We start from the raw sequence: 12168 nt of genomic DNA, 5'->3' as shown, positions 1-12168 counted from the left end.
GTAGCTGCGCCGGATCGGTCACGGTGAAGGGCGGAACGGGCGGTTCAGGTCTCGTCGGTGGGCGGTGGGAGGAAGTCGTCGACGAAGTCCTCGCCGGACAGTGCCGCGTCCACCCGTGAATTGATGTACGCGCCGGTCATCGGGCACTCCAGCGCGCGGTCGGTCCGGCAGCCCAGCATGTGCTCCAGCACCGCGGCGGCCCGGGTCAGGCTGCGGATGCGGGCGAGCATGACCTCGCGTTGCGCACTGATCAGCGTACGGCGGTCCGCCACGCTGTCACTGCCCACGACGGCAGCGGTGTCGGCGACCGACATCAGGCCGTCGTCGCGCCACAGTTGCACATACGCGAGCTGTTCCAGGGCCGCCCGGTCGTAGCACCGCACGCGGCCGCGCCGCTCGGTGGAGCGGACCAGGCCGCACTCCTCGTAGTAGCGCAGCGCCGACACCGACAGGCCGAAGGCCCGGGCCACCTCGCTGATCGACCACAGTTCGGGCATCGCTCCTCGCCACCCTCCGGGTTGCACTCAAGTGCGCTTGAGCGTGAACACTACCGTTGCCGTCTCCCGGGACCCACCGCTCAAGGGGCTGTCATGACCGTTTCCTCCGCCGCCGCAGCCGCCACTGGCGCCGCCTCTCCGACCGCACCGCCACCTGGCGGCGCACGGGCCTCCGGCGCCCTGCTCGTCGTCGGCTTCGTACTGCTCAGCCTGAACACACGGGTCGCCTTCGGGCAGGTCGGCCCCCTCGCGCCGGTCGCCGGGTTCAGCAGTGGGACCGTCACCCTGCTCGGCCTGCTGCCGCCGCTGTGCATGGGACTCTTCGCCCCGCTGGGCGCGTTCGCGCGCCGGCGTTACGGTGCGGAGCGCGGGCTCTTCCTGGCCAGTGCCGTCCTGGTCGTCGGGGCGGTGGTGCGCATGGCGGGTCCGGTCGGGCTGGTCGCCGGTACGGTGCTGGTCAGCCTCGCCACCGCCGTGGTGAACGTCCTGATTCCGGTGTGGGTGCACGCGCGGTTCGCCCCGCGGCGGGTCGGCACGATGATGGGCGTCTACGCGCTGTCGATGGGGATCGGCTCGGCGGTCGTCGCCGCCCTCGTCGTCCCGGTCGCGCGGGCCGGCGGGGGCGCCTGGCAGCCGGCGATCGGCATCGCCGTGGTGCCCGCGCTGCTCGCCCTGATCGGGATCGCCCCGCAGGCGGCCCGGCGCCACACCCCACCGGCCACCACCACCTCCGGCAGCGCCGGTGAAACCACCTCCACCAGCACCGATGGAGCCGCCTCCGGTACCGCCGGGCGGCGCCCGGTGGCCCGTACCGCGCTCGGCTGGAGCCTGACGGCGTTCTTCGGGCTCCAGACGCTGATGTTCTACACCACGCTCGCCTGGCTGCCGTCCGTCCTCGTGGCATCGGGCGCGAGCCGGACGGCGGCCGGTACGTACCAGGCACTCTTCATCCTCGGCATCGCGGCGGGCGGGTTCGCGGCACCCGCGCTGGCCGGCCGGCGCACGGACCAGCGGCCGCACATCGCGGCCGCCCTCGCCGTCCCGATGGTGGGTTTCGCCGGCCTGCTGCTGGCCCCGGCCGCCGCGCCCGCCCTGTGGGCGGCCGTTCTCGGTGCCGGACTGGGCGCGGCGCAGTCCCTCGCGGGCGTGCTCTACGTACGCCGGGGCACCGACCCGCAGCATGTCACCGCGCTGTCGGCCATGGCGCAGACCTGCGGGTACCTCGTGGCGGCCACCGGACCGGCGCTCGCCGCCTGGCTGCACGCCACCATGGGTTCCTGGCAGCCGCTGCTCCTCGCCTTCCTCGGTGTGCTGCCGGTGAACGCCGTCCTCAGCATGCGCGCCGGACACGATCCGCGGTGACCGGGCCCCAAGGCGGCCGGAGCCCGGTCACCGTCCCGGTCGTCCGTCAGCGGTAGCCGTAGGACGCCCAGTTGTCGAGGACGTGCTGTTGCAGCTCAGCGGGGAACGAGGTGCGGAAGGAGGCCGTGGTGCCGCGCGCGGCGCCGCGGAACTGCTCCGGCTGCAGGCAGCTGATGACCGCCTTGCCGCCCCGGCCCGAGGCGGCTTCCTCGGGGGTGAGGTAGGGCACCATCGGGATGCCGGGGGCCTCGGGGAAGCAGTGCTCGTTCTCGCCGGGGCGGTAGCGGGTGGCCATCGCCCACACCACCTGGTCGATGTCGGTGATGTCGATGTCGTCGCCGACCAGGATCACCTTGGGGACCAGCCAGCCCGCGTGGGAGCCGAACAGCACCTCGGCCACCCTGCCGACCAGTTCGTGTTCGCCGATGTCCGGGCGCGCCAGTCGCCCGGTGTCGACGGAGAGGACGATCCAGCAGGTGGCGGCCTCGTACGAGCACCAGGCCAGGTCGATGGGGAGGCCGGCGGAGCGGAGCACGTCCAGGCTCGCGGCGGAGATCATCGTCCCCCAGATGGTGTGGTTCTCCTCCGGGGGCAGGCCCGCAGCGCAGATGGGCAGGACCGGGTCGTCCCGGTGGGTGACCGCCTCGACATGGAAGACCGGCTGCGGCTTGCTGTGGCCGAAGGAGTAGCCGTGGTACTCCTTCGGCCCCTCGGGCGCCGTCTCGTCGTGGCTGATCCAGCCCTCCAGGACGATCTCGGCGTTGGCCGGTACGTACAGGTCGTGGGTCTCGGTCTCGACGACCTCCACGGGGCTGCCGGTCAGCGCGCCGACGTAACCGTCCTCGTCGACCCGGGCCGGCAGCGGCATCCCGGCGGCGGCGAGGGCCGCGGGCGGTGCGCCGAGGACCATGGCCCACGGCGTGGGCCGGCCCCGCTCCCGCCACATGTCGTGGATCATGCCGATGTGCTGCTGCGGCATCGCCGGGCCGACCAGGGTGTTGCGGCCGTTCAGCATGGTGCGGGCGACCGACCAGCTCGTCCATGTCCCGTCCGGGCTGCGGACGACGTGGAAGCCGTAGGTGCCGAAGTACCGTCCGCCGTCCTCCTGGTGCAGCAGCGGTACCGGGAACGCCGCCAGGTCGACGGCGTCGCCGGTACGGATGTTCTCCTTGCACGGGCCGTCCGCCACGACGACCGGCGGCAGCGGGTCCGCGTGCATCGCCGCGATCAGCCGCTCCAGGATGTCGCGCGGTGTGCTGTCGCGCGCCAGGCCGAAGTGGGCCGCGAGCCGGCCGTACGCGCCCTTGCCGGTTCCGTCGGCGGTGTTCAGGCCGGCCGGTGCGCCGAGGATGCGGAAGCCGGGCGCGGCACCGGTGAGGCGGTTGAACAAGGGGGCTGGGGCCTTGGTCTCGTAGACCCGCCGGGTCACCGCGCCCACCTCCAGCTCCGGGTCGACCGGCTGGTCGATGGCTACGGCGTCGCCGTCCGCCAGCAGTGTGCCGAGGAAGTCGCGGAAGTTGAGCGCCGGGCCGTGTTGTGTCATGGACGGTGCCTTTCACCTGGGCGAGCGCGTGCGATTCCGACGTTAGGTACGGAAAATGCACTGGTCGGCACGGACTGAGGACAGGACATGAGCAGAAGCGGACACCTTGCCATCACGGAGGCCCGGTTCCCGGCCACCCCGGGCGGCCCGCCGGGCGTGGAGGTGGTCGACTTCGCCGGGCTGGCCGCCGCGGCGCGCGGGCGCGGCGAGGACGAGTACGCGCCGCTCAGGCCCGTCTTCCATCAGCTGATCACGGTGAAGTCCGGTGTGCTGCTCTGCTCCGTGGACTTCGCGGAGTACGTGGTGGAGGAGGGCGGCTGGGTCTGGGTGCGGCCGGGGCAGGTGCTCCGGTTCCGGTCCGACCTCACGGCGGCGGAGGGAACGGTCGTCCTCTTCCAGCCCGGTTTCCTCAGCACGGCCACCGCCGGCGCCGCCCACGTGGACCAGCGTCCCCGGCAGCTTCCGCTGGTCCCCACGGGCACCGCGCGCGGTCCCGTACGGCACACCCTGGAGATGCTGGAGAGCGAATACCACCGGCTGACGGACCTGCCGCTGGAAGTGCATGTCGAGGTGGTGCGGCACCTGCTGTCGATCCTCGTGCTGCGCCTGTCCCACCTGCCCGGTGACCGGTCGGACCCGACGGCGGCCGGCACGGCGTTCCGCCGCTTCCAGCAGGCCGTGGAGCGTGACTTCACCCGCAGCCATCACGTCGCGGACTACGCGGCCGCGCTGGGCTACAGCGTCCGCACCCTGACCCGCGCCACCCGCGCCGCCGTCGGGTGCGGCGCGAAGCGGTTCATCGACGACCGCATCGTCCTCGAAGCCAAGCGGCTGCTGCTGCACACCGACCTGTCGGCCGCGGCGGTCGGCGAGCGCCTGGGGTTTCCGGGGGCCACGGTGTTCAACCGGTTCTTCCGCGAGCGCGCGGGCGAAACCCCGGCCGCCTTCCGGCTGCGGGCCACCGGTACGCGGCCGCCCGCCCGTTGACGCCGGATCCGCGGGCCGCGGCGCCGGTCAGGCGCCGAGGGCCATGCGGTGGAGGTGTTCCAGGGCGTCGCGGACGACGGTGCGCTGGTGCCAGGCCAGCCAGCGGCCCGCCTGGTCGCCGATGCGGTCCAGGGCGCGGGCCTGGGCCGGGCGCAGGAGCTGGACGGGCCGCTCGTGGTGGCTGGAGACCATGCCGAGGCAGATGCCGCGCCCGGTGGTCAGCGGCGTGCTGTGGGCGGCGCGGCTGCCGGCCTGGAGGATCTTGTAGCGGGCCTCTTCGTCGAAGATCGGATCGGTGGCCACGTCGGTGACGGTGACCCGGGTGACGTTGCGTGCCGCCAGTGAGCAGGAGGTGCCGTCCTTGCCCACGACGTCGAAGTAGTCGACGAACTCCTCGTTCAGGCCCGCGTGCTTCTCGATCCGCAGCCCGCCGGCGTGGCGGTCGGCGAGCTGCACGTTGCCCATCGGGGTGTCCGAGATCAGCAGGGTCTGGTGGAGTACGGCCGAGATGACGGCGCTGCGGTTGGCGGACTCGGAGTTCACCTGGGGCAGTGCCGCCAGTTTTGGTGCGCGGGTGCGGACACCGTCGGCGAACCAGCGCGTCGCGCCGCTCTCGGGGCGGGGCGCGTTGAGCACCGCGGAGGCCAGGGACCGCAGCTTGACGTTGTGCCGCTGGGAGGCCGCCTGCAGCAGTGTGAAAGCGGCCTGGCCGTCGCGCAGCCGGTACCGCTCCTGGAGGATGCCCTGGGCCTGCGCGATGAGGGGGTGCGTGCGGACCTTGGCCTGGAGGTCGCGTACCTTGCCGCGCAGCCGGTCGAACTCCTGCTGGGGAAGGTCGTCCAGTGCCACGGCCGGGACGGGGACCTCCGCACTCGCGCCGCCGTTCCACAGGGCGTCCGGCAGGTCGGGCACGCAGGCGGTCATGAGGTCGTGGATCGCCGGCAGCACGACCACACCGGAGTCGGCGACCTCGTCGACGTCGAGGGCCCGGGCGGCTTCTTCGGACGGAGCGGCCACCATGAGGTGAATGTCCCGGCGGCTCAGTTCCTCCGCGCACTTGGCCAGGGCGCAGGCGGCGGCGAAGGTCATCTCCTGTACGCCGGACAGGTCGACCGCGACCGCCTGCGGCTGTCCTTCGGTATCCAGGATGGCCGGGAAGAGCGGGTGGTCACCGGATTCGAGCACTCCGTCGGCACCGAGCATCCGGAGCCATCCGGCCGCGGCAGGCAGACGAACCACACCGGACCAGATATCCCGTGCTCCCTTGTCGTTCATCACGCCTCCACATGCAACCGCACACCTCGTGCACGGCCCCGGAGGGGCCGCCGGTCCCAGTGGAACATCTTTCCCGGCGTACGTCGTCGACGGACCGTACCCGGCAGTCGGCCGAGACACTTGTCACCATCCGGCGGCCGGGCACAGACTGTCCGTCCGGCTCGTAGGCACACGCCCCCGACCAGCAAAAACGGCAAAGGCAGCGAGACCCGTAAGAACAGCAGGAACCGCACCGGCGGCATGAGGAAGCGGAGCACCGTGACGACGTCGATCACCGAAATTGAGACCTACGGCGTGGAACGGATACCTGACGAGGACCGCTCAGCGCGTCCCCTCGACCTCTTCAGGCTGGCCTTCGGCGGGGCCAACACCTTCGCCACGTGCGTCCTCGGCGCCTTCCCCGTCCTCTTCGGGCTGTCGTTCGTGCAGGGGCTCGCGGCGACCGTCCTCGGACTGGTCGCCGGGGCGGCGCTGCTGGCTCCGATGGCGCTGTTCGGCCCGGCCAACGGGACCAACAACGCCGTCTCCTCCTCCGCCCACCTCGGGGTGCACGGCCGGATCGTCGGGTCCTTCCTCTCCCTCCTCACCGCCGTGGCGTTCTTCTCCATTTCGGTGTGGTCCTCCGGTGACGCGCTCGTCGGCGGCGCGCACCGGCTCGCCGGGGTCCCGGAGTCGGGCGTGATGTACGGCCTCGCCTACGCGCTGTTCGGCGGGCTCGTCCTCGTGGTGTGCCTGTACGGCTTCCGTTTCATGCTGCTGGTCAACAAGGTCGCCGTGGTGGCGGCGTCGGCGATGTTCGTCCTCGGCGCCTTCGCGTTCGCCGGGGACTTCGATCCCGGTTACGCGGGTTCCTTCGCCTCGACCGCCGATCCGCTGTTCTGGCCGTCGTTCATCGGCGCGGCGCTGATCGTGCTCTCCAACCCGGTGTCCTTCGGTGCTTTCCTCGGCGACTGGTCCCGTTACATCCCCGCGCGCACCCCGCGCCGCCGGGTCATGGGCGCGGCGTTCCTCGCCCAGCTGGCCACGCTGCTGCCGTTCGTCTTCGGGCTGGCCACCGCATCGGTCATCGCCGAGAAGGGCGCGCGGTACCTCGATCCGGCCGCGCCGAACTACGTGGGCGGTCTGCTCGCCGTGTCGCCGGGCTGGTACTTCCTGCCGCTCTGTCTGATCGCGCTGATCGGCGGCCTGTCCACGGGAACCACCGCGCTCTACGGGACCGGGCTGGACTTCTCCAGTGTCTTTCCGCGCTTCAGCCGGGTGCAGGCCACGCTGTTCATCGGGGCGCTGTCGATCGCGTTCATCTTCGCGGGGCGCTTCGCGCTGAATCTCACCCAGTCCATCTCGACGTTCGCCACGCTGATCATCACCTGCACCGCACCGTGGATGGTCGTCATGATCCTCGGCTATGTCACCCGCCGCGGCTGGTACGACGCGGACGCCATCCAGGTCTTCAACCGCCGCCAGCGGGGCGGCCGTTACTGGTTCACGCACGGCTGGAACTGGCGCGCCATGTCCGTCTGGCTGGTGTCGGCCGCGGTGGGGCTGCTGTTCACCAATCTGCCCGGTCAGTTCGTCGGCCCGCTCGGGGACCTCGCGGGCGGTGCCGACATCTCCCTGCCGGTCGGGCTCGTCCTCGCGGCGGTGATGTACCTCGCGCTGCTCGCCGTCTTCCCCGAGCCGCGCGAGGTGTACGGTCCGGCCGGGCCCCGGTTCGCCCGGGCTTCGGCCGCCGGGGTGCCGCCGATCACCGGCGGCCCGGAGACGCCCGCCGACGTACCGGCAACTGCCCACTGAGCGGCCGCAGTACGGGTTCGCCGCGGGCCGTGCCGGCGCACGGCCCGGCACCTACACTCGACGACCATGATCACCACTACGACCACCTCCCCCGCCACTCCTTCCGCCGGTCAACCGGCGCTGTTCGACACGATGTCGACCATGCGCGCGATGCGCCGGCTGAAGCCCGACCCGGTGCCCGACGAGCTGCTGGACCAGCTCATACAGGCGGCGGTCTGGGGGCCCAGCGGCGGCAACATGCAGCGGTACGAGTACGTCGTCGTCACCGACCCTGCGGTCATGGCGCGGCTGGCGCCGCTGTGGAAGCGGTGCGTCGACGCCTATCTGGCCACCACCGGCAAGCACGGCCCCGAGGGGATGCCGGAGGCGGCGTACGCGCGGATGGTCGCGGCCATCGAGTACCAGCGCGACCACTTCGCGGAGACGCCCGCGCTGGTCATCCCCTGCTACCGCATGCCCGAGCTGCAGACGGACGACGAGGGGGTACAGGCGTACGTGGCGGCGCTGGGCCCGACCGCGGCGGCGGACCTGGCACAGACACAGGAGCGCTTCACGGCACTCGCTGAGGGTTCGTGCGTTTATCCGGGTGTGCAGAACCTGCTGCTCGCCGCGCGTGGCCTCGGCCTGGCCGCCAACATCACCATCTGGCACCTGATGCTGGAGGCCGAGTGGAAGGACGCGCTGGGCATCCCCGCCGACATGCGGACCTTCGCCGCGATTCCGGTGGGGTGGCCGCTGGGCAATTTCGGTCCGGTGCGGCGTCGCCCCGTCTCGGAGGTCGTGCACCGCGACGGCTGGTGAGCCCGGCCGGGCGGCTCCGCGAGGCGGGCCACCCGGTGCCGTCGTACTGACGGTGCCACCGGGTGGCCCGTCTCACCCGGCGCCGGCTCGCCTCACCCGCTTTATTAGGTGTAGTATGCATCTATATGAGTGAGGTAAAGGCATGGGGTTCCGCCCTCCGGCGCAGCTTCCGAGCGGCGCTGAAGGTGGAACGCGTATTCTCCGATCCCTGGGCGATCGGCCGGGCCGTGCTCGCCGTCGCCGCCGCTTCCGTCATCGGCTCGCTGCTGCACGACCCGCTGGCCTGGGCGATGATGACCGTGGGCACCTTCATCTGCGGCATCGGCACACTGCTGGCCCCCGTCCGGCACCGTGCGGTGAACGCCCTCGCACTCGGCGCGGGCTTCACCCTCGCCACACTGATCGGAGTGTTCCTCCACCCGATGGGCTGGTGGTTCCTGATCGTCCTCGCGGTCGCCTCCTACGTCGCCGGCCTGTGGCGCGCCCTGGGCGTGGCCCCCGGCATCCGGGCCTGCCTCGTCACCATCGGGCTCATGATCACCGCGGACCTCTCCCCCGGCATCTCCGCCGGGCTGACGATGGTCCAGTGGATCGCGGCCGGTGCCGGACTGGTGGTCCTCGTCCAGCTGCTGCCGCCGTACGGCCGGCGCCACCCGGCGCAGCGCAAGGCGGTGGCGGCCGTGTACCGGACGCTGGCGGACACCGCCCGGGCCGGCGAGCCCGCGCCGTACCTCTCGTCCGCGCCCTTCACCGCGGCCCGGTCGGCCCTCGACCTGCTCCCGGCCTTCGCCCGCCCCGCCGCCGCCCCGCTCTACGGGCTGCTCGCGGAGGCGGAGAACATCCGGCGCGCGCTGCTCTTCCTGCCGCGTTCGGGGCGTGCGGCGCGCCTGCCGCGGCCGGCCGTCGCCGAGGCGCTCGACGCGGTCGCCCGTACGGTGCAGACCGCACAGCGCCAGGACGCCGACGCCGAGACCGCGCGGCTGCTGGACTCCTGGACCGGGCCGGAGGCCGAGGCGCTGCGCCCCCGCCTCCGGGAGGCGGCCCGGCTGGCCGACCACTGGCTGGAGTCGCGCGGCCCCGAGGGGCTGGACCAGGTCCTGGACGCCTTTCCCGCCGAGAACGCGCTGCGTTCCGGGTGGCGCCGGCTGCGCGCCGAGCTGCGTCCGGGCGCCCCGCTGTTCCTGCACGCCATCCGCATCGCGGTCGGTACCACGGCCGGTGAGGCGGTGGGCCGCGCGTTCGGCGACTTCTGGGGGCACGCCCTGCCCGACCACGGCTTCTGGGCGGCGCTCACCACGATGCTGGTGCTCTTCCCCGACTACGGGCACACCTTCGCCCGCGGCTGGGCCCGGCCGATCGGCTCGATCCTCGGCGGGCTCGTCGCCTGGGTCGTCCTGCTGCCCGGCGGCTGGCACGCCGGCTGGCTGGTGGCCGCGGCGACCGTCCTCGCCGCGTGCGTCTTCCTCACCCTCCGTGTCGGACAGCTCGTACTGAACTTCTTCATCACGGCCTGGATCGTCTTCCTCATCACCCGCCTCGGCTCGGCCGCCCACCTGATCGAGTGGGGCCGCCCCGCCGACACCCTGGTCGGCGCGCTGCTCGGCCTGGTGGTCTTCGTGGCGATCCCGACCTACCACCACCACCGCACGCACGAGCTGCTGGCCGACTGGCTGCGGGTGCAGCGGCGGCTGCTGCCCGCGCTGGTCACCGGGTACGCCGAGGCCGGTGCCGTGGACTCCGCGGAGATCGACGTCCTGCGGCGGCAGGCCCGGCAGGCCCGCGAGCGCCTGGACGCGGCGGTGGCCAGCCTGGGCCACGAGCCGCGCCGGCACCGCTCCCGCTGGTCCGCCACCGAGCTGACCGCGATCCAGCACGCGGTCTACGAGATCGGCCAGTGCGCCTCGGTCCTCTACGACCGGCAGCCGGGCAGCGCCGCGGACGCCGTACCGGAGACCGCCGAGTTCGCCGCGGTCCTCGATCACCACTTGGCGGAGCTGGCCGCCGTGGTCGCCGCGAAGGGCCGCCCGGCCGAGGGCGCGCTGCGCGCCGCCTTCGACGCGACGGCCACCCGCAGCGGCCTCGCCGACCTGGTCGACGCCACCGCGCCGGACGGTGTGGCGCACGCCCGCGGCCGCGCCCTCACCCTGTGCCTGCGCACCGTGACCGCCGTCGAGGAGCTGGTCTCCCGGCTGGCGTCCGGCCCGCGGGACCAGGCGCCCGCCTCGTCCACCGGTCCGGCGGCCCGCCGGACCGCCACCACCCTCGCAGGGAGCTGACCCACCGATGACCACCGGCCACGCACAGACGCTCACCCGGCGGATCGAGGCCGCCGTCGCCGCACCGGCGACCGGCGACGCGTTCGACGTCGGGGCCGCCCTCGCCGAGGTCCTCGCGGGCATCGGCATGAGCCCGCTGGACACCGGGGGCGACATCACCTTCCACGGCGCCGACCCCGTCGTACCGAGCACCCTGCGCCTCGGCGCGGCGGCCGGCATCGCGCTGGCGGCCAAGTCCGCCGCGATCGCCAAGCTCTGGCGGCTGCGCGGCGGTGCCGGGCAGGACATCTCCGTCGACCTGCGCAGCGCCCCGCACCGGCTGTGCCCGTTCTACGACCGCCGCTGGGAGCTGCTGAACGGCTATCCGCCGGCCTCCACCTCCATTGTGAACCAGGCGCTCGGCTTCTCCTTCTACCCCACCGCCGACGGGCGCTGGGTGATGCCGCTGAACCCCTACCCCGGCATCAAGACGGCCGCCCAGAAGCTGCTGGGCACCCCGGACGACCCGGAGGCGGTGGCCGCCGCCATCGCCAAGTGGAACGCCGACGACCTGGAGCGGGCCGGCGTCGGGGCGGGGGTCGTGATGCCGGTGCTGCGCTCCCCGCTGGAGATCCTGGACGAGCCGCAGTACCGCGACCACCTCGCGCACATGCCGCTGATCGAGATCGAGAAGATCGGCGACAGCCCGGCCCGCCCCCTGCCGGAGGGCGTCGAGCAGCCGCTGTCGGGCATCCGGGCGCTGGGCATGGGCCATGTGATCGCCGGTGCGGGCGCGGGGCGTGCGCTGGCGCTGCACGGCGCCGACGTACTGAACATCTGGCGTCCGGGCGAGCACGAGCACGACGCGACGTACGCCACGGCCAACGTCGGCGTCCGCTCCGCCACGCTCGACCCGCGCTCCGCCGACGGCTCGGCGCGGCTGCGCGAACTGCTGGGCGGGGCCGATGTGTTCTACGCCAACCGCCGCCCCGGCTACCTGGAGAGCATCGGGCTGGGCCCGGAGCAGGCCGCGGCCGTCCGGCCCGGGATCGTGCACGCGACGGCCACCCTCAACGGCCCCACCGGTCCCTGGGCCGACCGGGTCGGCTTCGACCAGACGGCCGGCAGCCTGGTCGGCATGATGAACCTGGAGGGCGACGGCGAACGCCCCGGCCTGCCGCCGATCCTGGTGGTCAATGACTACATCGTCTCCTGGCTGATGGCCGCCGGGGTCAGCGAGGCACTGGCCCGCCGGGCGCGCGAGGGCGGCAGCTACCGGGTGCACGTCTCGCTGACCCGTGCCGCGCTGTGGATCCTCAGCCTCGGCGTCTTCGACAAGGCGTACGCGACGGAGGTCGCCGGCACCGGGGAGCGCCACGCCTACCTCGACCCCGAGACATTCACCGCCGACACCCCGCTCGGCGCGTACCAGGGCGTCACGGACCAGGTGCGGATGTCCGGTACGCCGGGCCGTTACCCGTTCACACTGGTCGCCCGGGGCTCGTGCCGGCCGGAGTGGCTCGCGGGCTGAGCGCTTCGGGCCCCGTCTCAAGGGGACGCACGCCCTTGGCAAGAACTGTGCCAAGCCGGAACGCACCGTGGTTCGCTCACCTCCTTATCGACGAGCGGGGACCGGGCCGCCTGCCGTAAAGGC

The 12168-nt window shown here is 72.8% G+C and carries 9 protein-coding genes; 6 read left to right on the top strand and 3 right to left on the bottom strand.

Going from position 1 to position 12168, the window contains the following annotated elements; all coding sequences use genetic code 11:
- Positions 1-44: 44 nt before the first annotated feature.
- Positions 45-497 (bottom strand): MerR family transcriptional regulator, encoded by a 453-nt coding sequence (locus ACZ6WH_RS16925; protein ID WP_469729212.1) that lies wholly within the window; start codon positions 495-497, stop codon positions 45-47.
- Positions 498-590: 93 nt separating this feature from the next.
- On the opposite strand from ACZ6WH_RS16925, the gene ACZ6WH_RS16920 reads away from it, so the two are divergent.
- On the top strand, positions 591-1859 hold the full coding sequence (locus ACZ6WH_RS16920; RefSeq protein ID WP_469729211.1) for an MFS transporter: 1269 nt from the start codon (positions 591-593) through the stop codon (positions 1857-1859).
- Positions 1860-1905: 46 nt separating this feature from the next.
- On the opposite strand, the gene ACZ6WH_RS16915 is transcribed toward ACZ6WH_RS16920, so the two are convergent.
- Positions 1906-3402 carry a UbiD family decarboxylase gene (locus tag ACZ6WH_RS16915; RefSeq protein ID WP_469729210.1) on the bottom strand — a complete coding sequence of 499 codons (1497 nt, stop codon included), beginning with the start codon at positions 3400-3402 and terminating at the stop codon, positions 1906-1908.
- Between the two features lie 87 nt (positions 3403-3489).
- Between ACZ6WH_RS16915 and ACZ6WH_RS16910 the strand changes: the two genes are divergently transcribed.
- The gene (locus tag ACZ6WH_RS16910; protein WP_469729209.1) at positions 3490-4389 is read left to right on the top strand and encodes an AraC family transcriptional regulator; all 900 of its coding nucleotides are present in this window, start codon (positions 3490-3492) and stop codon (positions 4387-4389) included.
- A gap of 27 nt (positions 4390-4416) precedes the next feature.
- On the opposite strand, the gene ACZ6WH_RS16905 is transcribed toward ACZ6WH_RS16910, so the two are convergent.
- Positions 4417-5664, bottom strand: coding sequence for an ANTAR domain-containing protein (locus ACZ6WH_RS16905; protein WP_469729208.1), 1248 nt, complete (start codon positions 5662-5664; stop codon positions 4417-4419).
- Positions 5665-5922: 258 nt separating this feature from the next.
- Here ACZ6WH_RS16905 and ACZ6WH_RS16900 point away from each other — a divergent pair, with 258 nt between their 5' ends.
- The 4 genes from ACZ6WH_RS16900 (at position 5923) to ACZ6WH_RS16885 (ending at position 12045) form a co-directional block, all read left to right on the top strand.
- Entirely contained in the window at positions 5923-7458 is a 1536-nt protein-coding gene (locus ACZ6WH_RS16900) for a purine-cytosine permease family protein (protein ID WP_469729207.1), read from the top strand.
- A 66-nt stretch (positions 7459-7524) separates the two neighbouring features.
- Positions 7525-8259, top strand: a complete 735-nt coding sequence (locus tag ACZ6WH_RS16895; RefSeq protein ID WP_469729206.1) for a nitroreductase family protein — start codon at positions 7525-7527, stop codon at positions 8257-8259.
- A 185-nt stretch (positions 8260-8444) separates the two neighbouring features.
- On the top strand, positions 8445-10535 hold the full coding sequence (locus ACZ6WH_RS16890; RefSeq protein WP_469729205.1) for an FUSC family protein: 2091 nt from the start codon (positions 8445-8447) through the stop codon (positions 10533-10535).
- A gap of 7 nt (positions 10536-10542) precedes the next feature.
- Positions 10543-12045, top strand: coding sequence for a CoA transferase (locus ACZ6WH_RS16885; protein WP_469729204.1), 1503 nt, complete (start codon positions 10543-10545; stop codon positions 12043-12045).
- The last annotated feature ends 123 nt before the right edge of the window (positions 12046-12168 follow it).

The sequence above is a fragment of the Streptomyces sp. NPDC050806 genome, assembly GCF_055586425.1.
The sequence above is the reverse complement of the archived record's forward strand: the minus strand, read 5'-3'. Positions and strand labels throughout refer to the sequence as shown.